The sequence below is a fragment of the Kaistella sp. 97-N-M2 genome (genome assembly GCF_021513235.1).
GTDB lineage: Bacteria > Bacteroidota > Bacteroidia > Flavobacteriales > Weeksellaceae > Kaistella.
The window spans coordinates 710,141-734,495 of the sequence record NZ_CP090976.1 but is presented as its reverse complement, the minus strand read 5'-3'; the positions used below and the strand labels follow the sequence as shown (position 1 = coordinate 734,495).

The 24,355-nt window shown below is 40.1% G+C and carries 23 protein-coding genes; 17 read left to right on the top strand and 6 right to left on the bottom strand.

All coding sequences use genetic code 11. The features are described from left to right. The first annotated feature begins 2 nt into the window (after positions 1 to 2). Positions 3 to 737 carry an SDR family NAD(P)-dependent oxidoreductase gene (locus L0B70_RS03575; protein ID WP_235142940.1) on the top strand — a complete coding sequence of 245 codons (735 nt, stop codon included), beginning with the start codon at positions 3 to 5 and terminating at the stop codon, positions 735 to 737. A 16-nt stretch (positions 738 to 753) separates the two neighbouring features. On the opposite strand, the gene L0B70_RS03570 is transcribed toward L0B70_RS03575, so the two are convergent. The 4 genes from L0B70_RS03570 to L0B70_RS03555 all read right to left on the bottom strand — a co-directional run bounded on the left by L0B70_RS03570 (position 754) and on the right by L0B70_RS03555 (position 4,429). After that, positions 754 to 1,728, bottom strand: a complete 975-nt coding sequence (locus tag L0B70_RS03570; protein ID WP_235142939.1) for a Fic family protein — start codon at positions 1,726 to 1,728, stop codon at positions 754 to 756. Between the two features lie 120 nt (positions 1,729 to 1,848). Further along, a complete protein-coding gene (aspS, locus tag L0B70_RS03565; protein ID WP_235142938.1) occupies positions 1,849 to 3,603 on the bottom strand; it encodes an aspartate--tRNA ligase in 1,755 nt (584 codons plus the stop codon). A gap of 158 nt (positions 3,604 to 3,761) precedes the next feature. Then, positions 3,762 to 3,971: a helix-turn-helix transcriptional regulator gene (locus L0B70_RS03560; protein ID WP_235142937.1), complete on the bottom strand. Its 210-nt coding sequence runs from the start codon at positions 3,969 to 3,971 to the stop codon at positions 3,762 to 3,764. A gap of 2 nt (positions 3,972 to 3,973) precedes the next feature. After that, the gene (locus L0B70_RS03555) at positions 3,974 to 4,429 is read right to left on the bottom strand and encodes a DUF2975 domain-containing protein (RefSeq protein ID WP_235142936.1); all 456 of its coding nucleotides are present in this window, start codon (positions 4,427 to 4,429) and stop codon (positions 3,974 to 3,976) included. Positions 4,430 to 4,984: 555 nt separating this feature from the next. Here L0B70_RS03555 and L0B70_RS13515 point away from each other — a divergent pair. Further along, the gene (locus L0B70_RS13515; protein WP_407929696.1) at positions 4,985 to 5,320 is read left to right on the top strand and encodes a 30S ribosomal protein THX; all 336 of its coding nucleotides are present in this window, start codon (positions 4,985 to 4,987) and stop codon (positions 5,318 to 5,320) included. A 57-nt stretch (positions 5,321 to 5,377) separates the two neighbouring features. On the opposite strand, the gene L0B70_RS03545 is transcribed toward L0B70_RS13515, so the two are convergent. Together L0B70_RS03545 and L0B70_RS03540 are read right to left on the bottom strand one after the other, a co-directional pair. After that, on the bottom strand, positions 5,378 to 6,043 hold the full coding sequence (locus L0B70_RS03545; protein WP_235142935.1) for a DUF937 domain-containing protein: 666 nt from the start codon (positions 6,041 to 6,043) through the stop codon (positions 5,378 to 5,380). A gap of 90 nt (positions 6,044 to 6,133) precedes the next feature. Then, entirely contained in the window at positions 6,134 to 6,640 is a 507-nt protein-coding gene (locus tag L0B70_RS03540) for a DUF2480 family protein (protein ID WP_235142934.1), read from the bottom strand. A gap of 43 nt (positions 6,641 to 6,683) precedes the next feature. On the opposite strand from L0B70_RS03540, the gene lpxB reads away from it, so the two are divergent. The 15 genes from lpxB to trmB all read left to right on the top strand — a co-directional run bounded on the left by lpxB (position 6,684) and on the right by trmB (position 24,352). Further along, positions 6,684 to 7,790, top strand: a complete 1,107-nt coding sequence (gene lpxB, locus L0B70_RS03535) for a lipid-A-disaccharide synthase (protein ID WP_235142933.1) — start codon at positions 6,684 to 6,686, stop codon at positions 7,788 to 7,790. Between the two features lie 40 nt (positions 7,791 to 7,830). Then, positions 7,831 to 9,615 (top strand): ComEC/Rec2 family competence protein, encoded by a 1,785-nt coding sequence (locus L0B70_RS03530; RefSeq protein ID WP_235142932.1) that lies wholly within the window; start codon positions 7,831 to 7,833, stop codon positions 9,613 to 9,615. A 138-nt stretch (positions 9,616 to 9,753) separates the two neighbouring features. Continuing rightward, complete coding sequence (locus L0B70_RS03525; RefSeq protein WP_235142931.1) at positions 9,754 to 10,416, top strand: succinate dehydrogenase cytochrome b subunit; 663 nt, start codon at positions 9,754 to 9,756, stop codon at positions 10,414 to 10,416. Positions 10,417 to 10,426: 10 nt separating this feature from the next. Further along, positions 10,427 to 12,439, top strand: coding sequence for a fumarate reductase/succinate dehydrogenase flavoprotein subunit (locus L0B70_RS03520; protein ID WP_235142930.1), 2,013 nt, complete (start codon positions 10,427 to 10,429; stop codon positions 12,437 to 12,439). 6 nt (positions 12,440 to 12,445) lie between these two features. After that, a complete protein-coding gene (locus L0B70_RS03515) occupies positions 12,446 to 13,024 on the top strand; it encodes a hypothetical protein (RefSeq protein WP_235142929.1) in 579 nt (192 codons plus the stop codon). Positions 13,025 to 13,047: 23 nt separating this feature from the next. Further along, complete coding sequence (locus tag L0B70_RS03510; RefSeq protein WP_235142928.1) at positions 13,048 to 13,815, top strand: succinate dehydrogenase/fumarate reductase iron-sulfur subunit; 768 nt, start codon at positions 13,048 to 13,050, stop codon at positions 13,813 to 13,815. A gap of 181 nt (positions 13,816 to 13,996) precedes the next feature. Continuing rightward, positions 13,997 to 15,508 (top strand): TlpA disulfide reductase family protein, encoded by a 1,512-nt coding sequence (locus L0B70_RS03505; RefSeq protein WP_235142927.1) that lies wholly within the window; start codon positions 13,997 to 13,999, stop codon positions 15,506 to 15,508. 73 nt (positions 15,509 to 15,581) lie between these two features. Beyond that, the gene (locus L0B70_RS03500; protein ID WP_235142926.1) at positions 15,582 to 15,887 is read left to right on the top strand and encodes a hypothetical protein; all 306 of its coding nucleotides are present in this window, start codon (positions 15,582 to 15,584) and stop codon (positions 15,885 to 15,887) included. 127 nt (positions 15,888 to 16,014) lie between these two features. Next, complete coding sequence (gene rlmD, locus L0B70_RS03495; RefSeq protein WP_235142925.1) at positions 16,015 to 17,424, top strand: 23S rRNA (uracil(1939)-C(5))-methyltransferase RlmD; 1,410 nt, start codon at positions 16,015 to 16,017, stop codon at positions 17,422 to 17,424. Positions 17,425 to 17,442: 18 nt separating this feature from the next. Further along, entirely contained in the window at positions 17,443 to 17,922 is a 480-nt protein-coding gene (locus L0B70_RS03490) for a DUF6452 family protein (protein ID WP_235142924.1), read from the top strand. Continuing rightward, positions 17,888 to 18,541, top strand: coding sequence for a DUF6048 family protein (locus L0B70_RS03485; protein ID WP_235142923.1), 654 nt, complete (start codon positions 17,888 to 17,890; stop codon positions 18,539 to 18,541). The genes L0B70_RS03490 and L0B70_RS03485 overlap by 35 nt, the downstream gene beginning before the upstream one ends. 253 nt (positions 18,542 to 18,794) lie before the next feature. Beyond that, positions 18,795 to 21,731, top strand: a complete 2,937-nt coding sequence (locus tag L0B70_RS03480) for a reprolysin-like metallopeptidase (protein WP_235142922.1) — start codon at positions 18,795 to 18,797, stop codon at positions 21,729 to 21,731. A 179-nt stretch (positions 21,732 to 21,910) separates the two neighbouring features. Continuing rightward, positions 21,911 to 22,702 carry a hypothetical protein gene (locus L0B70_RS03475; RefSeq protein WP_235142921.1) on the top strand — a complete coding sequence of 264 codons (792 nt, stop codon included), beginning with the start codon at positions 21,911 to 21,913 and terminating at the stop codon, positions 22,700 to 22,702. Positions 22,703 to 22,825: 123 nt separating this feature from the next. After that, the gene (locus L0B70_RS03470; protein ID WP_235142920.1) at positions 22,826 to 23,614 is read left to right on the top strand and encodes a DUF6759 domain-containing protein; all 789 of its coding nucleotides are present in this window, start codon (positions 22,826 to 22,828) and stop codon (positions 23,612 to 23,614) included. A gap of 60 nt (positions 23,615 to 23,674) precedes the next feature. After that, positions 23,675 to 24,352, top strand: coding sequence for a tRNA (guanosine(46)-N7)-methyltransferase TrmB (gene trmB / locus L0B70_RS03465; protein ID WP_235142919.1), 678 nt, complete (start codon positions 23,675 to 23,677; stop codon positions 24,350 to 24,352). Positions 24,353 to 24,355: the final 3 nt, after the last annotated feature.

Genomic DNA, 24,355 nt, shown 5'->3' with positions numbered 1-24,355 from the left:
CGATGAATAATAATCTTCATAAAACTGTTCTAATTTTAGGCGCCAATTCCGATGTTGCGAAACAGTGTATTTTGCAATACCTGGAGAAGGGTTTTTCTATTATTGCTGCTTCCAGAGATCTTAATTCTCTCGAGCAATTTGTGAGTGAAAACACGATCGATTCTTCTAGAATTATTTTAAAATATTTTGATGCGGTTGATTTTTCTTTGCATCAAAAGTTTTATAATGAACTCCCAGCGAGACCCAATATCGTAATTTACGCTGCAGGTTTTCTCGTCGAAAATCAAAAAGCCCTTCACAATTTCACAAGTGCTAAACAAATGATGGAAGTGAATTATATGGGCGCAGTTTCTATTCTGAATATTATTGCGATGGATGAATCAAACAAAAATTTAGAAAGAATTATTGGTCTGTCTTCACTTTCCGGAGTTCGTGGTAGAAAAAGTAATTTCATTTACGGCAGTACAAAATCTGCATTTACCCAATATTTAGCGGGCCTCCGACAGGAATTAGCTTCGAGGAAAATTATCGTCAATGTTTTGGTGAGCGGATATATCAATACCAAAATTAATGCAGGTTTACAGCTTAATAAAAACCTGTTGATGGAGCCGGATTATGTAGCGAAACATATCGTCAATGCAGGAACTGATTTTTCGATTATCCCCAATTTCAAGTGGAAAATGATCTATTATATTCTAAAAATTCTACCCGAAAGTTTAGTTGCAAAATTGCCCTAAAAAAAAGCGGAAAAGATTACTTTTCCGCTTCCTTTTTTAAAATACGTTTTCGGTCACGATTTTCTATATAATCCAAAACCGCATCTTTGGTAGTGAGCCAGTTTCTGCCTTCTTTGAAAGCGTCTATTTTTCCTTGTCGGGCCAGTAAACTCACGTATTCCTGTCCGTAAGGAACGTCCGGCTCTTTCACGATATCTGTAATACTTTGGTACTGATCATAGGTATTATTAAGATTCCCAAGATAAATATCCAAAGTTCGCTCAACCGCCTGTAAAATCAAAAGCAACAATTTAGAATAGTCCTGATTGTTTGCCTGATTGAGCGCGTCATAATATTTTTTCCGATCATTTTTAAGAATAATCGCAGGTGGAAAACCACTTTTCATCAACAATAGATTCAGCAGCAGTCTTGCAGTTCTTCCATTGCCATCAAAAAACGGATGAATCCAAACAAAGCGATGGTGAAAAATCGCAGATCTTATCAAGATATCGACTTCTGGTTCGTTTGCAAAATCAATCAATTCGCTCATCAACTCATCAACTTTCAAAGCATTCGGCGGAACGAAATTAGCACCAGAAATCCGCACACCAGAAGTTCTGTATTTTCCGGCAAAATCCTTTTCTATTTTCTGCAATACAAGATGATGAACACTCAAAACATCTAATTTGTTAAGAATATACTCATTGGAAGCAAGTGACTCTACAAATTCGATGGCTTCCTGGTGATTCACCACTTCAAAATGTTCCCGAAGCGATTTTCCTTTAATGGTAAATCCATCTTCGATCACCATTTTTGTTTCCTGAAGCGTCAAAGTATTTCCTTCAATGCTGTTGGAATTATAAGTCCATTCAATGCTCAGACTGTCTCTTATACTTTTCAAAACATAGGTTGGAATAGGGCGTTTTTTATCCAGTTCACGTTTTTTTTCGTAAATTCTTTCGAGTTGTTTTTCTAAACCTTCAAAATAATATGGAAATATTTGCCATTTCATTCCCCAAATGTACAACATTATTATTAAAATCGGTTATGCATAAATATTTTATTATCCGATATTAAGAAAGTTTCAATAAAAAAAGGAAGCGAACCTCCTTTTAATTTTTTTAAATTTGAATTAACTTTTCAGTTCTACTTTCAAAGCCAACTCAGTCAACTGCTCATCAGCAATAGCACTTGGTGCGTCGATCATCACATCTCTTCCTGAATTGTTTTTCGGGAATGCGATATAGTCTCGGATCACTTCATTGCCATCGAGAATTGCAACCAAACGATCAAAACCTAAAGCTAAACCTGCATGTGGCGGCGCTCCATATTGGAAAGCGTTCATCAGGAATCCAAACTGTGCTTCTGCATCTTCTTTGGTGAATCCTAGTAAATTGAACATTTTAGCCTGTAAATCTTTATCGAAAATTCTGACCGAACCACCACCGATTTCGTTTCCGTTCAGGATTAAATCGTAAGCGTTTGCTCTGGCTTTTCCCGGATCGGTTTCCAGTAAATGAACATCTTCTGGTTTCGGAGAAGTAAACGGATGATGCATCGCGTGATAACGTTCTGTTTCTTCATCCCATTCTAACAAGGGGAAATCGATCACCCAAAGTGGTGCGAAAACTTTTGGATCTCTTAACCCTAATCTGTTACCCAATTCCATTCTGAGAGCGGAAAGTTGAGTTCTCACTTTATTTTCATTTCCGGACATGAGGAAAATTAAATCTCCTGCTTTTGCGCCGAATTTTTCTGCTATTTTCTTTAAATCTTCTTCGATATAAAATTTGTTTACAGAAGACGTCACAACGCCGTCATTTTGGAATTTAATCCAAATCATTCCATTGGCACCGATTTGCGGACGTTTTACCCAATCGATTAATTCGTCGATTTGTTTTCTGGTGTAGCCTGCACAACCTTCTACGTTAATTCCGACCACCAATTCTGCCTCGTCGAAAATTTTGAAATCTTTTCCTTTGACCAAATCATTAACTTCTACGAACTCCATTCCAAATCTGATGTCCGGTTTATCGTTCCCGTATTTTTTCATCGCGTCGGCAAAAGTCATTCTTGGAAATTTTCCGAATTCTTTCCCGGCGATATCTTTCAATAAAGTCGCGGTCATTCCTTCGAAGATTTCCAAAACATCTTCTTGCTCCACAAATGCCATTTCGCAATCGATTTGTGTGAATTCCGGTTGTCTGTCGGCTCTTAAATCTTCATCCCGAAAACATTTTACAATCTGGAAATAACGGTCCATTCCACCGATCATCAATAATTGTTTGAAAGTTTGTGGCGATTGTGGTAAGGCATAAAACTGCCCGGGATTCATACGGCTTGGAACTACGAAATCACGCGCGCCTTCCGGAGTAGATTTAATCAAAACTGGAGTTTCTACTTCGATGAAATTTTGATCAGACAAATAGTTTCTGACTTTCTGCGCCATTTTGTGACGGAAAATCAATTTGTCTTTCACCGGATTTCTGCGGATGTCCAAATACCTGTATTTCATACGAAGTTCTTCACCGCCGTCAGTTTGGTCTTCAATGGTAAATGGTGGAACTTCTGATTCGTTTAAAATCGTTAATTTTTCAACAAGGATTTCGATTTGTCCCGTTGGGATTTTTGGATTTTTGCTTTGGCGCTCGATCACTTTTCCTTCCACCTGAATCACAAATTCGCGACCTAATTTTGAGGCTTTTTCTAAAAGTTCTGTTGAAGACCGGTCTGAATCAAATACCAATTGTGTAATTCCGTAGCGATCACGCAGATCGATCCACATCATAAAACCTTTATCACGAATGGTTTGAACCCAGCCGGAAAGGGTAACGTTTTCATCAAGATTTTTAAGCGATAATTCTCCATTAGTGTGCGTACGAAACATATTTTTTGGATATTTGAGTTAGACTCTGGATATTAGAAATGGTCTAAAATTTCAGGTGCAAATATAAGATTTTTGTGTGGAAGACGTTGATAAAAACCTCGTTTTTAGTAAGTGAGCTATTGTGAAAATTGCCGTGTTTTTTTTGTTAGGTATCTTTTTTAATCCTCAGATTGAAATTCAAGTAAATCTGCTGGTTGGCAGTCTAAAGCCTTGCAAATGGCCTCCAAAGTAGAGAGTTTTAATGCCTTTGCTTTTCCCGTTTTCAGAATGGAGAGGTTTGCGGGAGTAATACCTATTTTCTCTGCTAATTCCTGGCTCTGCATCTTCCGTTTTGCGAGCATCACGTCGATATTAATAATGATCGCCATAATTATATTGTTAAATCATTTTCAGATTGCAATTCATATCCTTTTTTGAAGAAGGCCACAATAAAGAGAACCATGCTCCCCAGAAAAACCAGAAAAAAGAACTGAAAAAAAGAAGAAGTAGAAATTTTATTATATCCTATACCTTCCACTAAAGATAATATTCCGAAAATTAAATTGAGATATCCGAATCTTTGTAACCACTTAATTGCATTTGGATTAAAGATTTTATCCGAACTCATTTCTTTAAAGCTTCTATAAGAAAAGTAGAAAAATAAAGTCACGAAGAGCATTCCAATGATATTGTAAATGATTTGAGTGCTTCCAAAAACACCTGTTGAAACCTGTAGGTCTGTAAATGGATAGTTGATTCTGAATTTCAGTAAGTCCTTCAATGGATTGGTCCACTTGTTTTGAGTCCAGCCAACATCGTTGTTCAAAATAAAAGTTTGAGAAAACATTTGACTTCCTGTTTTAAACTTGTACGCGAGGATCGAGTGCCCAATTATCATATAAAGAAAATGAACAGCACAAACAAAAAATATAAAAAAGAGAACGTAGCTAACGTACAATGAGAGCGATTTTTTTCCTATGATTTTCATAATGACATTCTTTAATTATATTGTAAATGTATAAATAATTATTGTACGACAATAATTATTTACTAAATATTTGATATTTAATTTACGTGGCGCGAGCGAGGCGAGCGCCAGTAAGGATAGTAATCAGCGCTGTTAGAGCTTCAAGCTCTAACAGCGCTTCCTTTATTAATTTTTTCTCCATGTTTCGAATCGCGCTCACCGCGTGAGGGATTGCAATGGAAATCCCGGAATGCAGCGAAGCGGAATGAGGAATTGGAATGAAAAGCCCGACCCGAGCCGCGGCAAACAAACGCATCTAATTGTAAGCGCCGGAAAGGGGCACGCCCAAAAAACTTTATGAATTTTTAAGATTCGGCTTGCGGCTTTTTTACTTAACTTTGAATTCAATCAACTTCAAAAAAAAATAGTTTTATTATGGGAAAAGGAGATCAAAAATCGAAACGTGGAAAAATTAATGCCGGAAGCTACGGAAATAAACGACCGAGAAAATCTTCCTCAGTGAAAAATATTCCGGTTAATGTGTTGGACGAAGACGACAAAAAAGCGCCAAAAACTAAAGTAAGAAAAGAAGTGGGTTATCCGGCTGATCAATCCGAAAACGCAGAAATGCCAAAAGAAACAAAACCAAAAGCTGCTGCGAAACCGAAAGCGGAAAAAGCAGACGATAAAAAAGAAGTTAAACCAAAAGCACCGAAAGCAGAAAAAGCCGAGGAACCTAAGGAAACCAAAACCAAAAAAACCGAAGAATAATCTTCGGTTTTTTTATGTTGAAACTTAACGTTTCAGATCGTTTTATGTGCGGGAAAATTATCTTCCGCCGCCTAAAATATTTCCTAACAGTCCGCCCAGGCCGCCTTGTTGCTGCTGCTGACTGCCGCCACCAAGCATTCCGCCCAGGAGATCATTTAAGGGGTTTCCACCGGTATTTGCCTGGGAACCGCCACCGAGAACGCTTCCCAAAATGTCATTTAAAGGATTGGAAGGTTCAGCCTGAGCCTGGCTTTGCGCCCCGCCTAAAATTCCACCCAACAAATCGCCCAAACCACCGCCGGAAGTTACGCCGTTGGACTGTTTCTGCTTGCCAATATAACCCATGATAATTGGAGCTAACATACCGAGAATTGGCCCGATCTTGTCCATGGAAATTCCTGTTTTCTGAGAGAGTTGATTTTCCACGGTTGATTTTTCGCCGCCGAAAACATGGTCCAAAATAGAACCACCTTCCTGCTGGCGTGCCTCGACCTGAGAAGGATTGTCTAAAATACTTCCGTCGTGATCTTTGTCCAGCGCACTGTTCAGGGCTTCTGCCTCATTGGGATCTTCCTGCGATTTTTTTCTTAAATAGGAAATTACCAAAGGCGCCGCCACGGCCAAAAGCGCGATGATTTGGTTTTTGCTGATGCCAAATTTGTTTTCTGCCTGTGTAGCCACTTCGTTGCCGGCGTTTCCGGTTATTAAATCGATTAAACTCATGATTTGTAATTTATAGTGTTAAAAATTCAGATCGTATTTACCAAAAACTGTTCCTCTTATTTTTAAAGCAAATTCCACATCGATCACGTGTTAATTTTTAAAAATCGGCACATTTGAACAGGCTTCTCCAAACATCAGCGATTTTACGAGCGGTTTCAGGTGTTCTACCAACTCGATGTAGGCGTTTTCCGGAATACTCTCATCGGAGCAGCCTTTAACCAAAACCCTCTTTCCCGTCATTGCTGTAAAATCGTAGGTTTGAACGGCGTTGTGCATAAGCAAAACTTCGAGATCTTCGCGGTTTCCGTACACGATTTTCTTTGCGGTTTCCGTCAGTTTTGCGGTAAGAAGGAAGTATGCCCACAAAGGCACAATCGCATCCGCGGAGTTGTAAATATAAAGGTAGGCATCGGCGTAATCCGCTGCATTGAGGGCAGCGACTTTTTCCCGAAAATCTTTTTCTTTAAGGATCAATCCCTCAAAAAGAAAATCTTTTAAGTCGATTCCCACACGTTTTCCTTTCGGCAGAAGCTGGCTGAGATCGAAATTGACGAGACCGCTTTCCGCTACTTTGTTTTTAATATCTAAATCGGACATTTTTTTTATTTTATCTTTGAACAAATTTACAATTTTTTACTACGTGAAATACTATATCATCGCAGGAGAAGCCTCGGGAGATTTGCATGCTTCCAATTTAATGAAGTCGATTTTGAAGAAGGATCCTGCCGCAGAATTTCGGTTTTGGGGCGGAGATTTAATGACGCAAGTTGCGGGATATCCACCTGTAAAACATTACAGAGATCTTGCTTTCATGGGGTTTTTGGAAGTAGCGAAAAACATCACCACGATCCTGAAAAATATTAAATTTTGTAAAAATGATATTCAGCAATACCAACCCGATGTTTTAATTTTAGTCGATTATCCGGGCTTTAATTTGCGGATTGCGGAATTTGCAAAAGGTTTGGGCATCAAAATCGTCTATTACATTTCGCCGCAATTGTGGGCGTGGAAGGAAGGCCGCGTCGAAAAGATTCGCAAGTTTGTGGATGAAATGCTCGTGATTCTTCCTTTTGAAAAAGATTTTTACAAAAAACACGAAGTTGAGGCACACTTTGTGGGCCATCCTTTGCTGGACGCTATTTCTGAGGTAAAGCCAATCGATGTCGAAAATTTTAAAGAAGAAAATCAACTCAACGAAAAAGAAATTATCGCATTATTGCCGGGTTCACGCGAACAGGAAGTCACGAAAATGCTGGAATTGATGCTTTCCGTTCGGCCTTATTTTAAAGAATATCAGTTTGTAATTGCCGGTGCGCCAAGTTTGCCGAAAGAATTTTACGAGAACTTTGTGGACGAAAATGTACATTTCGTTTCAAACAGAACCTATGACCTGCTTCGCTGTTCGAAAGCAGCCTTGGTTACGTCGGGCACGGCAACTTTAGAAACCGCTTTGCTTAACATTCCGGAAGTCGTCTGTTACCGCAGCAGCCGGATTTCCTACGAAATTGGAAAGCGTGTGGTGAAAAATATTAAATATATTTCTTTGGTCAATTTAATTATGGACCGCGAGATTGTGACGGAACTGATTCAAAGCGAATTAACAACGAAAAATCTATTAAAAGAACTGGAGCGAATACTAAAAGGAACTTCCAGAGAAAAAATGTTATACGATTTTGAGTTGCTGCGCGAAAAACTGGGCGGAGAGGGCGCAAGCGATCATGCCGCGGATATTATTTTGAAAGGGTGATTTTACGGGCGATTGTATCGGCGGAAGTCGATACTTTTACGTGAAAACACCGTTGCATAAACAACCTTTACTCATTCTCTGCGTCTGTTTTATTCTGGGAATTTTCTTTCAGGATTTTTTTCTTTTGAAACTGAATGCAATCTATATTTTACTGATTTTAAGTTTTCTTACCTTAATCATCTTTCTTTTTAATGGCTTTTATTTTTACCGTTTAAGGCCCATTTCTCTTTTCCTTTTATTTTTCTCTCTGGGGATTTTTGCGCATCGCTTAAATTCTGAAAAACCGAAGCTTCCCAATTTGGCAGGAAAGGAAAATATTCTTTTTAAAATCACAAAAAAACTCAATTCAAACGAGAAAAACCGTCGCTACGAAATCAACGCGTGGAAGGGAAATGAAATGTTTAAAAGTGTTCTGTCCCTGCCAAAATCCGATGTAGAACTGGATTATCTTCATTACTATAAAGGCGCGGTTTACATCAATAAAATAGAAAAACCATACAGCGATTTTCAGTTTGATTATGGGAAGTATCTGGCGCGAAAGAAGATTTACTTTCAAAGTTACTTACCCAATTCTTTTGAAACCGGCGAAAGAAATGATCTGTCGTTTTCGGAAAAAATTCGCCAGAAAAGACTCGAAACTTTGCACAAAATCGATCTGGCAAAACTGTCGAAGCCCGCGCGCGAATTCACGAAAGGAATCATCCTCGCCGACCGCACAGAAATGGACAGAGATGTGGTGCAGGATTTCAGCAAATCCGGTCTGGTGCATATTTTAGCGATTTCCGGGTCGCACATGGCGATCATTTTCTGGCTTATTTTAAAAGTTTTGAATCCTCTTTTTCCGCCAAGATTCCGAAACGGGAAGATCATTATTTCTCTGCTTTTAATTTGGACTTTCGCTGTGTTCATCGATTACGGAAGTTCGGTGATGCGAAGCTGCATTATGATTTCAGCGTACTATATTTTTACATTGCTCCAGCGCAAAAGCGATCTCCTGCATTCCATGGCAGTTGCGGCGTTCGTAATTTTAATTGCGGATACGAACCAGCTTTTCGATGTGGGATTTCAGTTAAGTTTTCTGGCAGTGTTCGGCATTTTTTGGTTTAATCAGCCTCTGTTGAAATATCTGCCAAAACCGAAAAACACTTTTCAGGAGAAGCTGTTTAGTATCATCTCAATCAGCATTTCGGCGCAGCTCGCCACTTTTCCCCTCGTAATTTATTACTTTCATCAGTATTCTTTTATTTCGATTATCGCGAACCTCGTCGTTATTCCTTTTTCTGAATTTCTGATTATTTTTTCTTTACTGATGACGTTCCTGATCGGCTTTTCTTTGCAATTTCCTTTGTTGAATCTACTGTTTGACGCCGCAGTAACGTACACGTTAAAGGTGATTCACTTTTTTGCGGAAGTCGATTTCGCTTTTTATAAAATGATTCGCATGACGCTTCTGGAAGTGGTGGTGGCGTTTATTATTCTGTATTTTGTGAGGTTTACCCTCGTAAAATTGAATTTAAAAAATATGCTGCGCGCAACCTATTTTGTCTTGATTTTTATTGCACTGCGTTTTCTTTTAAATTTTAAAGCGGCTGAAATGAAGGAAGTTTTAGAACATCAATATTATAAGGAAAAAATTATTTCCGTGAAAAGCGGATCGAAAGTTCAGTTCATGATGAAGGAAAATGCTGATCAGTTGAAAATTCAGAAATATATAATCGAGCCTTACCTTACGTCGAGAAGAGCACGTGATTTTGTGGTCTTAAAGATCCCGAACACCACCAGCAAAATCAACATTAACGGAAAAATTTACGATATGAATCATTAAAATCATAATAACGTTGGTAATTCTGTGTAATAGAGATGTTATTTAGAAGGATTACAAACTGAAAAATTCTGACTTTTCTCACCTCGAACTAGCTTAACATTTTTTTAACTTTGTGAAAATTCAAATTTAAATATAATTATGGCAAGTTTAACCACTTCTTCGATCGGTAGAAAATATGCTATGGCACTTTCGGCGATGTTTTTGCTCTCTTTTTTGGTGTTGCATTTAGTTGTAAATCTGCTCTCGCTCTTCGGTCCGGAAGTTTACAATAACGCGTCCCAGTTTATGGGCTACAATCCTTTGGTGCAATTTGTAATGCAGCCTATCCTGGTAGCCGGCGTTATTTTTCACTTTGTGTTGGGGTTCATTTTGGAAATCCGAAACCGGGCTGCAAGACCCATTAAATACGGAACCAACAATCCTTCTGAAAATTCTACATGGATGTCCAGAAATATGATTATTTCCGGTTTGGTGATTCTGGCCTTCCTCGGGTTGCACATGTACGACTTTTGGTACCATGAGATGAATTATAAGTATATTGAAGGACTTCCAATTGAGGAAAACAGATTCTATACCGATCTTCATGCCAAATTTGAAAATCCGATTAGAGTGGGTATTTATATCGTTTCTTTTGTGCTTTTAGGTTTACACCTGGCGCACGGCTTTCAGTCTTCCTTCCAGTCGGTGGGTGCGAGACATCCAAAATATACGCCGGTTTTAAAAGCTTTTGGAACCTGGTTTTCCATTATCATTCCTGCCGGTTTTATCCTTATAGCATTATTTCACTTCCTAACTCAATAATCATCGTATTATGAACAAATTAGATTCAAAAATTCCATCCGGCCCGGTCGCGGATAAATGGACCAATCATAAAAACCACATGAATCTTGTTGCGCCAAATAACCGTGACAAAATTGACATTATTGTAGTTGGAACCGGGTTGGCAGGTGGTTCGGCCGCCGCAACTTTGGCAGAACAGGGATATAATGTAAAGGCGTTTTGCTATCAGGATTCCCCAAGAAGAGCGCATTCAATTGCTGCACAAGGTGGTATTAACGCCGCAAAAAATTATCAGGGAGACGGAGATTCAACCTACCGGTTGTTTTATGATACCATAAAAGGTGGCGATTACCGCTCCCGGGAAGCAAACGTGTACAGACTTGCAGAAGTTTCTGCCTCCATTATCGACCAGTGTGTGGCACAAGGTGTTCCCTTTGGCAGAGATTATGGCGGCCAGTTAGATAACCGTTCTTTCGGTGGTGTTCAGGTAAAAAGAACGTTTTACGCGAAAGGTCAAACCGGACAGCAGCTTTTATTGGGAGCTTATTCCGCAATGAGCCGACAAATCGGAAAGGGCAGAATTAAAATGTTTAACCGTCACGAAATGCTAGATTTAGTAATCGTGGATGGTAAAGCCAGGGGAATTATCGCTAGAAATTTGGTAACCGGCGAAATTGAAAGACATTCTGCACACGCGGTGGTTATTGCTTCCGGGGGTTACGGAAATGTTTATTTTCTGTCCACAAACGCGATGGGTTCCAACGTTTCTGCCGCTTGGAAAATTCATAAAAGAGGCGCGTATTTCGCAAATCCTTGTTACGTTCAAATCCACCCAACCTGTATTCCGGTGCACGGAACACAGCAGTCGAAACTGACGTTGATGTCGGAATCGCTGAGAAATTCCGGGAGAATTTGGGTTCCCAAAAATATTGAAGATGCAGAAGCAATTCGAGCCGGAAAATTAAGACCGGAAAGCATTGCCCCTGAAAACCGCGATTATTATCTGGAAAGAAGATATCCTGCTTTTGGAAATTTGGTCCCGCGTGACGTGGCTTCCAGAGCGGCGAAAGAAAGATGCGACGCTGGGTACGGCATCGAAAATAACGATACGAAAGAAGGTGTTTTCTTAGATTTCTCTACGGAAGTCATTAAAAAAGGAAGAGAAGCCGCCTTGGAACAGAATATTCACAACCCGACCGAGCAGCAGATCAGCGATCTTGGTAAAGCCTGGATTGAGGAAAAATACGGAAACCTTTTCGTGATGTATGAAAAGATTACAGGAGAAAATCCCTACGTAACGCCAATGAAAATATACCCTGCAGTTCATTACACGATGGGCGGTGTTTGGGTCGATTATAATTTACAGTCCACCATTCCGGGATGTTTCGTGATTGGTGAAGCTAATTTCTCCGACCACGGTGCGAACAGATTGGGCGCGTCCGCTTTGATGCAAGGTTTGGCAGATGGTTATTTCGTCCTTCCGTACACGATTGCAGATTATCTTTCTAATGACATCCGAACCGGCGCAATACCAACGAACACCGCCGATTTCAATAAAGCAGAACAGGAAGTTAAGGATAAAATAAATTTCTTTATGACCAATAACGGAACGCATTCGGTCGACCATTTCCATAAACGATTAGGACACATTATGTGGAATAAAGTAGGCATGGGAAGAACGCCCGAAGGTTTGAAAGAAGCGATCCAGGAAATTGAAGAGGTTCGAAATGATTTCTGGAAAAACGTAAAAGTGATTGGCGACCCTAACAGCATGAATCCCGAACTGGAAAAAGCCTTCAGGGTCGCAGACTTTTTAGAATTAGGACAGTTAATGGCAATTGATGCGTTGAACAGAGAAGAATCCTGTGGAGGCCACTTCCGTTGGGATCACGCAACTCCGGAAGGCGAAGCAGAAAGAGACGACGAAAATTACAAATTCGTGTCTTCCTGGGAATATCAAGGTCCGGACATCAAGCAGGAAGTGCTGCATAAAGAAGATTTGATTTATGAGAACATCGAAGTTAAAACAAGAAGTTATAAATAATAGAATATGAATAATTTAAAAAAAATAGTACTTCTTATTGCTTTCTTTTTTGGAATAATCTCTATTTCATCGCAAAAAATTACTACCCAAGAAATTGTAAAACCTTCGGAAGGTAAATCTCTAGTGTATTTTCTCCGAACGGGAGCAGGACCCTTGCTAAATTTTAGAATTTATGATAACGATAAATTTCTGGGTGCACTTTCTGGGTTTAAATATTTGGTGTATGAATGCGAACCGGGACAGCACGTATTTTGGGCTGCCTCTGAAAACAGAGATTATATAGAAGCGAATCTGGAACCCAATGCCGTTTATGTTTTAAATGCAGAAGGGCAAATGGGCGCATTTATCGCCAGCGTTGGTTTTTTACCTCTTAATCCAAATGAATTTAGAGACAGAAGAACTTTCTACCAGGTAGTTAAAGGAGCTAAAAAGCAGGATTACGCACTTACTGATGTGGATAAATCCGAAAATATTCAAAAAGGTTTACAGAAATATGAGGATTTAAAAGCCGGCAATTCCAAGAAAATTAAAGTTTTGGATGCAAGTTGGAAATTCGAAAATGCCGACAAACCTATTAAACAATAATCTCCAGTAAACTAAATAAGAAAATGAGTACACAAAAAGGATTAAACCTGACTCTTAAAATTTGGAGACAGAAAAACAATAAAACGAAAGGTCAGTTCGAAACCTACAAAATATCCGATGTTTCTACGGCATCTTCATTTCTCGAAATGCTGGACATGCTGAACGAAAATCTGATTAATGAAGGAAAAGAAGCAATCGCATTCGACCACGACTGCAGAGAAGGAATTTGTGGAATGTGTTCCCTTTACATCAACGGGCGACCCCATGGTCCCGATACCGGAATTACAACGTGCCAGCTTCACATGAGAATGTTTAAAGATGGCGAAACTATTCATATCGAACCCTGGAGAAGCGCAGCTTTTCCCGTCATCAAAGATTTGGTGGTCGACAGAAGTTCCTTTGACCGGATTATGGCTGCAGGCGGATTTATCTCGGTAAACACGTCCGGGCATACCACGGATGCGAATTCCATTTTAGTGCCGAAAGAAGAGGCAGACAAAGCCATGGATGCAGCAGCTTGTATCGCCTGTGGAGCTTGCGTTGCAACGTGTAAAAACGGCTCTGCCATGTTGTTTGTGGGGGCTAAAGTTTCTCAGTATGCTTTACTGCCGCAAGGTAAGGTAGAAGCAAAACGCAGAGTGCTGAATATGGTGAAAGCCATGGATGAGGAAGGCTTTGGAAACTGCTCCAATACCGGCGCCTGCGAAGTGGAGTGTCCAAAAGGAATTACCCTCGAGGTAATCGCCAGAATGAACCGGGAATACGCGGTGGCCTCTTTGGATAAAGAATAAACAAATCCAGTTTTCAATAAAAATTAAAATCGTCTTCTACCGGAAGGCGATTTTTTTTTGAACCTTATTTTAAAGTCTTACTAAAGTGCTTTAATTTAATAGATCTTAACGAATTTTGTGAAGACACACGTCCGGCTTTCAAAATAAAACACCTATTTTTGCGGAAATTTAAATTTAAACGATGAAAAATTATTTGTTGATGCTTTTCGTTGCTATTGCAACGATGTCATGTTCAAAAAAAGTAGAAGTAAAAGGTAATTTCGCCGGGGGTTCGCCGCTGGAAAGAATCGAGTTTGTAGAAGCTTCAGGAGTTGCCACTTTACCTTTAGCCAATATAGGTGTAGACAGCAAAGGAAGTTTTTCCGGAAGTTTCGAAGTCCCAAAAGACGGAATGTATATTATGTCTTACGCCGGCAAAACAGCCATGATTTATTTGAAAGGCGGTCAGGATTTAAATATTTCCGGGCAGGCTGCTAATTTCCCGAATCAGTTTACCATTACGGGTGATGCCAAAAATAACAACGATTTCTTGTTGGAAGTTCAAAAGTTTATTCAAACCTACGCGGCAAAAATTAATGTTGGCGAATTGGTTACAAAAGACGAAGCTGCTTTTTTGAAAGAAGCCAACAAAATTAAAAACGACATCGAAAAAAACATCGATATTGCAGCCAAGAAAACCTCTGCCGATAAAGATGCCGTACAATGGAAGAAGGATGAACTTCGCGCAAGTGTTTTAGGTTTAATGAACCAATACGAGATTAATCATCCACAGGCCACCCAAAATCCCAATTACAAACCTTCAAAAGCATTTACCGAGGCAGTGGCAAAACTCGACAGCGATTCCGACAGAATGTTAAAAACGCAGCCGATCTACCGTAATTATCTTTTAGGTAAATTAAGCCCGGAAATTCAAACTTTTGGCACCACAAATTCAAAAGGAGATTCTGAATTGTCTTCTTCAATGTTTTCGAGATTTTTGGATACGAAAAAAGACATGCCGCAATTGAGGAAAGATTATTTGTTGGCGTACGTCTTAAGCAGCGATATTACGCCTGGCATGACGCCGGAAAATTCAGCAACGGTGACCAAAATCATCAACGAGAAGATTAAAGACGGTGATATTAAAAAAGAGCTGGAGCGTATTCAGTTTGTGATTACCGGCCCGAAAATCGGCGAAGCCGTACCAACTTCAAAACTCATTAAGCAGGATGGCAGCGATTTTAAATTGGGCGACGTAAAAGGAAAACCAACCTTGGTGATGTTTTACGCCTCCTGGAATCCTTACATTGCAGAAGGAACTGTTCCGGTATTGCGGGAAGTTGTTAATTTCTATAAGTCGAAAATGGATTTTACTTTCGTAAATCTAGACGATACCAAAGAACAGTTTGCGAAAACAAGTAACGCCATGCTGAAAGGAATTCCCGGCAATAATGTTTACGGCGAAGGCGGCTTAAATTCTCAAATTGCGAAAGACCTGGGACTTTACGGTTTCAAACTCCCTTCTTTTGTGGTGTTGGATAAAGACGGAAAAATTGCAAGCCGTTTTTTCTCCAACTTAGGGGATGAAGAAATTATTACCGTTCTGGATAAAGTTTCCGGCCTGAAAGCGCCAACCGCGCAACCCGATGTGCAATTGCAAAACGATCTTATGGCGCCGCAAAATCAAATGCCGCAACCTGCTCCAACAAAGTAGATCAAAAAAATAAAATCAAATTCCTGAAAGAACCGATCTTTCAGGAATTTTTTATAGATATAATTCAAATGTAATGATGAACACCAAACTGCTGATTCCCGCTGAAAAACTTTATTTTATCGCGCTTTTTGGCGTTGTATTTTCGGTTATGACAGTCAGTTTCAGTGCGTCCGCGTTCGGTCTTCCGTCAGTCGTGGGAAATTTGTTGACCGGCCTGGCGCTTTTGTGCAGCTTCGTCACGGTGGTGGTTTTAATCATCGATGTCTTCAAAAACAATGTTCCCGGCAAATACCTGTGGACTTTAGGCTTTCTTTTCACTGCCGGCATTACAGGTTTGTTTTACCTTAGAAGCCGTTCGCGATATTCGAAGTCATCTTAAAACGCTTGATTGTGAGGAAACTTACCGCCTAATTTTTCAATTGTGAGCGAGGCTAAATTAGAAAGACAAGGCGATTTATCGTCTTTTTTTTATTTTAAAACCTTACTTTTGCGCCATTAAAAGTTCCATGAGAAAGAAAAATAAAAATATAGTTCTAGAAAATATCCGAATGGTTTCTGCAGGAGCCAAAGGCATCGCCGTTGGCAGAACAGCAGAAGGAAAAACCGTTTTGGTTTCCGGCGCCGTTCCGGGAGATCTGGTAAATGTGCGCGTGAAAAAATCAAAATCAAAATATTTTGAAGCCGAAGCCATTGAAATTTTGGAGCCCTCGCCCTTTCGTGTAGAACCTAAATGTATTCATTTCGGTGTTTGTGGCGGTTGCAAATGGCAGAATCTTTCCTACGAAAAACAGCTGGACATTAAAAATGATGAGGTGTACAATAACATCAAAAGAATTGGCGGCGTTGAAGATTTCGAGACGTTACCAATTTTAGGCAGCGAAGAGCAGTATTTTTACCGCAATAAGATGGAGTTTTCCTTCTCCAACGCCCGCTGGCTGACGCAATATGAGATTAGTTCCGAAGAAAACTTTGGCAACCGAGATGCTTTAGGTTTTCACATTCCGGGCATGTGGAGCAAGATTTTAGATCTGAAGGAATGTCTTCTGCAGGAAGATCCTTCCAATGCCATTCGGCTGGCCGTAAAAAACTACGCCGTAAAAAATGGTTTGGAGTTTTTTGATGTAAAAGAACAGAAAGGATTTTTGCGGACTTTAATGCTGCGTCAGAATTCAAAAGGCGAATGGATGGTTTTATTTCAGCTTTTCCGTGAAGAAAAGGAAAACCGAAAGAATTTATTTGACTATTTACTCGCGGAATTTCCGCAAATCACCACATTGGTTTACTGCATCAATTCCAAACAAAACGATTCAATTTACGATCAGGACGTTCAAACCTATTTCGGCGAAGGCTTTATTATGGAAGAAATGGATGGTTTGCAGTTTAAAATTGGGCCAAAATCTTTTTTTCAAACCAATTACAAACAGGCTTTGGAACTCTACCGCAAAACCCTGGAATTTGCCGATCTACAAGGTACCGAAGTCGTTTACGATTTATACACCGGAACAGGAACCATCGCGCAGTATGTTGCAAGAAATGCCCAGCACGTTATTGGGATCGAATCGGTTCCGGAAGCCATTGAGGCAGCAAGAGCGCACGCAGAACTGAACGGGCTGAGTAACTGTACTTTCTATTGCGGCGATATGAAAGAAATTTTCAATGATGAATTTTTGTCGCTGCATCCAAAAGCAGATGTCTTAATTACCGATCCGCCAAGGGACGGAATGCACCAGAAAGTGGTGGAGCAGATCCTGAAGCTTTCCCCGGAGAAAATTGTTTATGTGAGCTGCAATTCGGCCACACAGGCGAGAGACATCGCTTTGATGAAAGATCACTATCGTTTGGTAAAAATTCTTCCCGTAGATATGTTTCCACAAACGCATCACGTAGAGAATATTGCACTTTTGGTGAAAATTTAATTTACCTAAATTTGATTCATGAAGTTTCTGAAAATATTTCTGATCCCGCTGTTTTTATGTTTTCTTTTTTCCTGCGGAAGCGACGACGATATTTGCATCGGCGGGGAGGCGACGCCCAGAATGAAGATCAAATTCAAGACGAAAGCCACCGGAAAATTAAAAACTTTGGACTCGCTGTATATTAATGTGGACTATGGGAGCGGTCCCGTGTCTGTGGTGGCAACCAAATCCAAAACAGATTCGGTTTTGATTCCGTTACGGGTAGATGATGCTGCGTTCACAAAAATGTTTGTTGGGACCTCAAAAGCAGCGATTACTTCGGAAATTAAGATAAATTATACGACAAACTCCTCCTACGTCTCTCCTGCATGCGGCATAAAGAAAATATATGAAAACGTAAGTGCACTTTTAGAAGTGCCAAATCCCGTGCTCGATGTTGAAAAGAACCAAAACCAAATTGTTGATGAATCCAAAACTCATTTTTACCTTCTTTTTTAGTTTGATGTTTTCTTTCGCTCTAGCGCAGCAGGATACGCTTGCGAAAAAGTGGAAGTATGAACCCAATTTTATGGTGGGTTTTGATGTTTTGAACGCCGGAGTTGGCGTGTTTTCAGATCGAAAACTCTTTCAGGCCTTTGTATCGTCGCGGATTTCGAAAAAAATTCATGCTGTTGCGGAAGGTGGTTTCGAAAAAAATATCTATCAGAAAAATGGCTATGATGCGGCCGCGAACGGACCTTTTTTAAAGCTCGGCGCCTTCTACATGCTGGCCAATGATAAAGAAAATGTGCTGAATGGTTTTTACGCCGGTGGAAAATTGGGCGGTTCATTCTACACCCAGGAATATAAGGCCGTGCCTGTTCGCGGTTTTGGAGGCAGCGAAACTTCCGTCGCCTTTCCCTCGTCGTCGCAAAGTTCTTATTGGGTTGAAGGGACTGTTGGCGGTCGGGTACAGCTTTTCGACTCGCCGTTTTATATTGACGTCAATATGCAGCCGCGCTATCTGGTTTTTTCTACCACGCAGGAGGAAATTAAACCAATGATTGTCCCAGGTTTCGGCAAAAGTTCGGCAAAATTCAATATGGGGTTTTCCTGGAATGTCGCTTATCACTTCTAAAGAAATTCAATTTGCTATGCGATAAATAGTTTATTGATATTTTTCTTGACTTTAATTTGGGAGTAATTTCTTAAAATTTTTAGATCATTTAAAAATTTAGCAAAATAGTAGTTAAATTTCCGATAAATCGGCAATGATACCTTCATCTGTTTGACTTGTTTTTGTTAAAACCGCACAAAATTTTAACATTTTTATTTTGATTTCGATATAAAATTAATCTACTTTTGAGAAACATTTTTAAAAAGTTAATTTTATGAAGAAAATTTTTACTTCTTTACTTTTAGGATTGATGAGTACGGCAGCCATTGCACAATGGAGCCCCACATCCATGAAGGGAGAAAAGATCCGTGCGACGTTTAACGTTACGAGTTATTATTCATTAGATCTTAATGCGTTAAGATCTACACTGGCAAACGCCCAGGAAACAGGGAACGGTGCAGTTCCTGTAGAAATTAAATTACCTACACTTGACGGGAAAATTGAAAGATTTGCAGTTTACAGCGCGCCTGTAGTAGTAAAATCTTTGGCGGACCGCTACCAGTTGGGTTCTTACATCGGCGTAGGCATCGATGATCCTGCGGCTTATGTAAGATTCAGTATTGCTCCGAATGATTTTCAGTCCATGACTTTCAGAAAGGGCGCTTATGAGTTTATCGAGCCTCAAAACACTGATAAATCCGTTTACGGCGTTCATCCAAAAACAAATAAATCTGAAGAAGACAAAGCCTTTGTTTGCTCTACAAGCGAAGCGCCACTTACAAAGAAGCAAATCGACCAAATGTACATGTCTGGAAAAAGTTTCGCGAATAATCCATCGGATTTCAGCAAAGCTTCCGACAAAAAGTACAGAACCATGCGTTTGGTTATGACCACTAATGGTGAATATACGCAGTATCACGGTGGTCTGGCAGGAGCAATGGCTGCAATTAATGCCACGGTAACCCGTTGTAACGGTGTCTTCGAAAAAGATTTCGGGTTGCACTTGATTCTTCAGGATTTCCCCGCCTTAATTTATTTGGATCCGGCTACAGATCCTTACAGTACTACGCTTTCCAGCTGGAATTTAGCAGCTCAAAAAGCCATTACGGCCGTAGCTGGAGAAGCAAATTATGACATTGGTCATATGTTTGGTGCTTCCGGAGGTGGTGGTAATGCAGGTTGTATCGGTTGTGTATGTATCAGCCCGCCATTAAATGGATCCGGTGTACCAACAGGAAACGGAAAAGGTTCCGGTATTACTTCACCTGCAGATGGCATCCCAATGGGAGACAACTTCGACATCGATTTTGTAGCGCACGAAATGGGTCACCAACTTGGTGGTAATCATACCTTCTCTATGAGTTTAGAAGGAACGGGCCAAAATGTTGAGCCGGGTTCTGGTTCTACCATTATGGGTTACGCGGGTATTACCGGTGCTACCGATGTGCAGCAACACTCTGATGCTTATTTCCACATCAATTCCATTATTCAAGTTCAAAATAATTTAACTGCGAAGACTTGTGATATTGAAACTCCTGTGACGAATGATCCACCGGTAATTACCCCAATGGCTGATATAACCATTCCTAAATCAACCGCGTTTGTTTTAACTGCGCAGGCTACAGACCCACAAGGTGATCCAATCACTTATAACTGGGAAGAAGTTGATGATGCCACGGTAACCATCTCCAAAACCAATCTTGGAAATACAACTAGTGGTGCAAGCTTCAGATCTTTGAACAGCACAACAAGCCCAGTGCGATATTTCCCTAAATTCGCTACAGTTCTTGCCGGGTCGGTAAAAAACGTGAACGAATGGGAAGCTGCGTCTACTGTAGCAAGAGCATCAAACTTCAGAGTGACTGTAAGAGATAATAACGCGAATGTTGCGCAACAGCAAACACAACAAGCTTTGCAAAAAGTAACTGTTAGTGCCAACGGACCCTTTAAAATTACATCTACAAAAGTATACAACAATGCTACAGCACCTTTAACGTGGGATGTAGTTGGTACGGACGTTGCGCCATTTAATTCTCCAAATGTAAAAATTGATTATACAGCAGATAACGGTGCTACCTGGGTGGTATTGGCTGCTTCTACACCAAATGACGGTACTGAAGATTTTAATTTTTCAGCTTTTGCCACCAATACTGTATTAAAAGTAAGAATCTCTGCGATCGGTAACGTATTTTATACAATTGCGCCGGTAACAGTTTCTGCGATTGTGCCATGTGACGGCAGCGCTCCTGCAGGTCTAACGGTTTCCACAGTAACGACTGAATCCGCAGCGGTTTCCTGGGATCCTATCGTAGGTGCTACCTATGTGGTACGTTACAAAAAAACTACAGATGCTACATGGACAAGTGTTCCTGTTGCAGTGAACTCTTACACTATTACAGGTTTAGAAGAAGGTACACCTTATGATGTACAGGTTGCTTCTGTTTGTACAGGTACTACAGGCACTTTCTCCGCAACGGTAAACTTTACTACAAGTATGATTGCTTACTGTACACTATCTTCTACAAATTCAGGTGATGAATACATTTCAAATGTAAGCATCAGTGCAGAAGGTGCAAGTGGAGGAACAAGTACTTCCGGTGCTTCAAATTACACGAATTATTCAGCAGATCCTGCAAGATTGATGAAATTAGCAAAAGGAACTACAAATAATACGATCTCAGTAACAAAAGCATGGACCGGAACTCAGTATAGCGAAGCTGTTACAGTTTGGATCGATTTCGACCGCAGCGGAACTTATGAGGCCAGTGAAATGGTAATGTCAAGTACACCGTCAACTGTAAATCCTGCTACCCAAACGTTTGCAGTACCTGCAACAGCTTACTCCGGTGACAAAACAGTGGGTATGAGAGTTGCATTGAGATTCAACACTGCTCAAACCACACCTTGTGGTACATATACTTATGGTGAGGTTGAGGACTATGCAGTATCAATTTCCCCTACTTTAGGTGTAAACGATAGCGCTGCAAGCCAATCAGTTCAGGTTTATCCAAACCCTGCTGTTGATGTTTTAAACGTAACCAAGGTTTCTAACAATGCCGATTATGCAATTTACAATGCTGCCGGCCAGTTAGTTTCTAAAGGTAAAGTGTCCAATAATCAGGTACAGGTTTCCAAATTAGTGAAAGGTGTATATGTGATTACTGTAGACAACAACGGTGAAGTCAACAAAGTGAAGTTTATTAAAAAATAATCATCGTTAAATATTAATTGAATCCCCGGAATTTCCGGGGATTTTTTTTTGATGTTTTTACCGGTGGAATTCCTTGTGCTTCATTTAACAGTAATTGGTAGTATTTAACCAAAATTTAACCCGTCTATTACCGATAAACAAGATGATACTGGGAAAATATAATTATTTTTGCCGTCTATATGAAGCGATTTTTTCTGCTTGCAACATTATTCATATTAAGTAATGTTCAGGCGCAGTTTTTTTCCGGCGATATTATCATCAGAGACAACTCGGTATATTATCTTAATCAGGTTTACGTGACCAACCTTACGGCACAAAAAACAATTTACACCGATTATTTCGGCAAATTCAAAATCCCGGCAAAAGTGGGCGACGTGATCCGTTTTACCTCAATTATGACCGATCGGCAAGATGTAAAAGTAACTGCAGAAAATCTTCAAAATCCCGGCAATTTTGTCGAACTGAAAATTGCCTACTACGATATTCAGGAGGTCATCATCAGCAGATTTAAACCTACAGGCAATCTCAGAAAAGACGTAAGTTCTCTAAAAACAGGAGAAAAAGCACTCGCCTTGCAGAAAATGATTGGTCTGCCGGTTCCGAAAGGAGACGGACTGCCCACACAGCTACCCGTTGCGGGATTTTCCGGGGGCGGATTAACTTTTGGTTTAGAAAGTATTTACGATATGATTTCCGGCGAGCGCAAAAAGAAAGAACGCGCCAGCGAGTATGAGAAAATGAACAAGACCATATCGGGAATCAAGAATTATTATGGCGTAGAATATTTTGCAAATCTAAAAATTCCTGCCAATCTTATCGATAATTTCCTGCAGTTCGTGTACACATCTGATAATCTCTATCCTTTTATCAAGGCCAATAATTACGAAGCCGCAGCCATTTATATCGAAAAATATCTGCCGATCTACCAACGCAGATTGAAAAATTCGCATTTAATGGATATAAATAAATAAGGTTTTTACTTTTATAAGGCCCTGCGCAGGCTTTTTAAGTGTTGGATCATAAGTTTTTAGTATTTATTGCGTTATCAGTTTTAGACTTAATAATGTGATGATTGTCATAAAATAGTTTTGTACATGTTTTCAGTTAAAAATATTTTATTGCTCCTCTTTTTCTTTTCTTTTTCCACCGTTTCTGCGCAACAAAAGATCAAGGATTACCGCAACATTCTTTACAGCAAAAACATCTACGAGATCGATGCTTTTTTACGCGATGCCCATCCCGATGATCCAAAGCGATCGGTGCTCAAACCGCGTCTTATTAAAATGCTTAAAGAATACATCAAAAATGCACATCCCGCCGATCAGCGTGTGAAAGATTTTCAGGAAAAAATCGCGCTTCTCCGTAAAAGACCGTCCACCCGAATTAGTTTTGACGAAATGAACGAAATCATTCGGCAAAAACAAATCGCAAAATTTAAAGAGGAACTTGAAAAAAAGGAAGGCAGCACCATTACTTATGTTACCACCGTTTATGGCAGCGGAGCCAGCGCTAATACGCCGACAAGTTTCGGCGACTACGTTGATCTGGAAAAGGACGAATTTGCCATGCTGCTTTCTGTAAGTCCCATGGAGCACAAAAACAATACGGTTAAAATTTTAAACTCGCTCTTCGACAACGATCCTAACAGCAAGGAAAGTATTGTCTTGATCGAAAATAAATCGGACTGCAATCTTATTATGCGGATTGAAGGCGTAGGCAATACCAAATACCGTTTACCGGTGCCTGCGCACGCGCAAAATACAATCGTTGTTGCAAAGGGCGACTATTTGTTTTCCAGTTTGGTTTGCGGCGCGCAATACGCTTCCCAAAAGACCGTACAGAAAGCGATCATGGTTTCGTTGGGAGATTCGCCCGCAAAATAATTACGAATTATAGGAAGAACTGTGCAATTTATTATATTTTTGCACGTTTTTGAATGAGCAATGGGTAAAAATAAGTTGGCAAGATTTGCCGAAAACGAGACACTTCCGAATGTATTTCAACCAACGAGAGCCGAGGCTCTCGATAATTATGAGCTGAAAGGGAGGTGGCGAAAAGAGGTTTTTAAAAATGAAAATCCGGTGGTTTTGGAACTCGGTTGCGGAAAAGGGGAGTATTCCGTTGGTTTAGCAAAAGCTTTTCCTGATAAAAATTTTATCGGAATCGATATTAAAGGAGCGCGGTTTTGGTTTGGTGCGAAGGAAGCCATCGAAGAAAACCTCACCAACGTAGCTTTTCTCCGAACGCAGATCGAACTGGTTGATCAGTTTTTTGCGGAAGATGAGATAGACGAAATCTGGATTACGTTTCCTGATCCTCAAATCAAATACCGACGAACAAAGCACCGCATGACGGGTCCCGAGTTTTTGGAACGCTACCAAAAGATCTTGAAGAAAGATGGAATTATGCATTTGAAAACGGACTCGGAATTTCTGCACGGCTACACGTTGGGTTTGCTTCAGGGTTTAGGCCACGAAATACTTTTTGCGAACCACGATATTTACGGTGCGCCGGAATTCGATCCGGAGACGCCGCTTTTGAGAGAAATTAAAACCTATTATGAAGGGCTTTTTTCTGCAAAAGGCAAAACAATTACCTATATAAAATTCAAAATTAAATAATCA

Coding starts and splice junctions, on each gene's coding strand:
- L0B70_RS03575 (WP_235142940.1), top strand. CDS start 3: ATGAATAATAATCTTCATAAAACTGTTCTAATTTTAGGCGCCAATTCC.
- L0B70_RS03570 (WP_235142939.1), bottom strand. CDS start 1,728: ATGAAATGGCAAATATTTCCATATTATTTTGAAGGTTTAGAAAAACAA.
- aspS (WP_235142938.1), bottom strand. CDS start 3,603: ATGTTTCGTACGCACACTAATGGAGAATTATCGCTTAAAAATCTTGAT.
- L0B70_RS03560 (WP_235142937.1), bottom strand. CDS start 3,971: ATGGCGATCATTATTAATATCGACGTGATGCTCGCAAAACGGAAGATG.
- L0B70_RS03555 (WP_235142936.1), bottom strand. CDS start 4,429: ATGTTTTCTCAAACTTTTATTTTGAACAACGATGTTGGCTGGACTCAA.
- L0B70_RS13515 (WP_407929696.1), top strand. CDS start 4,985: ATGGGAAAAGGAGATCAAAAATCGAAACGTGGAAAAATTAATGCCGGA.
- L0B70_RS03545 (WP_235142935.1), bottom strand. CDS start 6,043: ATGAGTTTAATCGATTTAATAACCGGAAACGCCGGCAACGAAGTGGCT.
- L0B70_RS03540 (WP_235142934.1), bottom strand. CDS start 6,640: ATGTCCGATTTAGATATTAAAAACAAAGTAGCGGAAAGCGGTCTCGTC.
- L0B70_RS03525 (WP_235142931.1), top strand. CDS start 9,754: ATGGCAAGTTTAACCACTTCTTCGATCGGTAGAAAATATGCTATGGCA.
- L0B70_RS03520 (WP_235142930.1), top strand. CDS start 10,427: ATGAACAAATTAGATTCAAAAATTCCATCCGGCCCGGTCGCGGATAAA.
- L0B70_RS03515 (WP_235142929.1), top strand. CDS start 12,446: ATGAATAATTTAAAAAAAATAGTACTTCTTATTGCTTTCTTTTTTGGA.
- L0B70_RS03510 (WP_235142928.1), top strand. CDS start 13,048: ATGAGTACACAAAAAGGATTAAACCTGACTCTTAAAATTTGGAGACAG.
- L0B70_RS03505 (WP_235142927.1), top strand. CDS start 13,997: ATGAAAAATTATTTGTTGATGCTTTTCGTTGCTATTGCAACGATGTCA.
- L0B70_RS03500 (WP_235142926.1), top strand. CDS start 15,582: ATGATGAACACCAAACTGCTGATTCCCGCTGAAAAACTTTATTTTATC.
- rlmD (WP_235142925.1), top strand. CDS start 16,015: ATGAGAAAGAAAAATAAAAATATAGTTCTAGAAAATATCCGAATGGTT.
- L0B70_RS03490 (WP_235142924.1), top strand. CDS start 17,443: ATGAAGTTTCTGAAAATATTTCTGATCCCGCTGTTTTTATGTTTTCTT.
- L0B70_RS03485 (WP_235142923.1), top strand. CDS start 17,888: ATGAATCCAAAACTCATTTTTACCTTCTTTTTTAGTTTGATGTTTTCT.
- L0B70_RS03480 (WP_235142922.1), top strand. CDS start 18,795: ATGAAGAAAATTTTTACTTCTTTACTTTTAGGATTGATGAGTACGGCA.
- L0B70_RS03475 (WP_235142921.1), top strand. CDS start 21,911: ATGAAGCGATTTTTTCTGCTTGCAACATTATTCATATTAAGTAATGTT.
- L0B70_RS03470 (WP_235142920.1), top strand. CDS start 22,826: ATGTTTTCAGTTAAAAATATTTTATTGCTCCTCTTTTTCTTTTCTTTT.
- trmB (WP_235142919.1), top strand. CDS start 23,675: ATGGGTAAAAATAAGTTGGCAAGATTTGCCGAAAACGAGACACTTCCG.